The following is a 1,325-nucleotide window of genomic DNA, read 5'->3' as shown; positions in this document are numbered from 1 at the left end:
AATGTATGGTACGCCCCGTTTTGCAAGTTAATAACTAAAAATAACGGAGATGGTTTGCGCTAATGTATTCAGAGTCTATTAGAGACTTTCATTAGTCCCAGCTCTACGATGAGATCTGCGCCAGATTGTCCTCAAAAATGAGAAAGTACTTTATCTTACTGAAATGTCCACAAGGTCTTCAATCTGGTGGTCTAACCGTTTTGTCATCATTAATTATCATATGCAAACTGACTTAAACTCTAATTTCAAAGGGCTTCTTCTTGGTCATTACAGACCAAGCTATTCTTGCTATTTTATTTGCTAAAGCAACAAGTGCGACATTAAATGGCTTTCGACATTTTAAATCTATCAACCATGTTCCAAAGAACTTTTCCGCTGTTTTATCCCGCCACATAACGGCACGAGCAGCGTGAATAAATAACTCTCTCAGTTCCTTATTCCCCCGCTTGGAAATACCTAACATTCTAGGTTTACCGCCCGTTGAGTATTGAAATGGAACTAACCCTAGCCAAGCAGCAAAATTACGTCCATTATCAAAATCCTGTGGACTACCAACTGCTGATATACAGCATGATGCAGTCATAGGTCCAACACCTGGAATTGTTTGTAATAACTTAGCTATATCGTTTTCTTTATTTAACGCTAATAACTTATCTTCTTGAGCTTTAATCCACACATTTAGTTGATTGTAATATTCATATTGAGTTGTTAGCTCTGCAATCAATAGCGGTGGCAGCACTTCATTTTGATCAGCTATCCATTGGAACAAGTTTTTCATTTGATGATGGCCTCTCGGAAAGCTAAGTCCAAATTCCAGTAGTATCGAGCCAATTCGGTTCATACAGGCGGTTCTTTCTTTAATATAGCCAGAACGAACACGTCTAATAACGGTCCCTAATTGAGCTTCTTCTGTTTTGACTGAAACAAACCTCATGTTTGGCCTTGTTGCAGCTTCTGCTATCGCATCTGCATCAATGTAATCATTCTTATGGGTCTTAACATAAGGTTTTACATATTGAGCTGGTATTAGCTTAACCTCATGTCCAAATTGTTTGCATTTCCTTGCTAGCCAGTGAGCACCGCAGCAAGCTTCCATTGCAATAACTGTTGATTCTTGGACAGATAGAAAATCGACTAACTTTGCTCTGGAGTATTTATGTCGAAATATTTCACGACCAGAATAATCGTGACCAATTAGGTGAAAGGTTGATTTACCTAAATCAATACCTATGACTTTTGCAACTGACATGATGGTTTCCTCCTGTAATAGCCAACACTATGAGTTTAGCTAATGGGTGGGGCGTACCATCTAATTAATGAGTTAG

Annotated in this window: 1 protein-coding gene; it reads right to left on the bottom strand. The window is 38.6% G+C overall.

The window, feature by feature from the left end:
• Positions 1-232: 232 nt before the first annotated feature.
• Positions 233-1,249 carry an IS110 family transposase gene (locus VRK28_RS00010; RefSeq protein WP_138534068.1) on the bottom strand — a complete coding sequence of 339 codons (1,017 nt, stop codon included), beginning with the start codon at positions 1,247-1,249 and terminating at the stop codon, positions 233-235.
• Between the last annotated feature and the right edge of the window lie 76 nt (positions 1,250-1,325).

It is taken from the genome of Pseudoalteromonas sp. P80D2, assembly GCF_036680945.1.
Classification (GTDB): Bacteria; Pseudomonadota; Gammaproteobacteria; order Enterobacterales; family Alteromonadaceae; genus Pseudoalteromonas; species Pseudoalteromonas shioyasakiensis.
The sequence above is the reverse complement of the archived record's forward strand: the minus strand, read 5'-3'. Positions and strand labels throughout refer to the sequence as shown.

Excerpts from the sequence above, each read along its gene's own strand:
- VRK28_RS00010 (WP_138534068.1), bottom strand. The coding sequence starts at position 1,249 with ATGTCAGTTGCAAAAGTCATAGGTATTGATTTAGGTAAATCAACCTTT.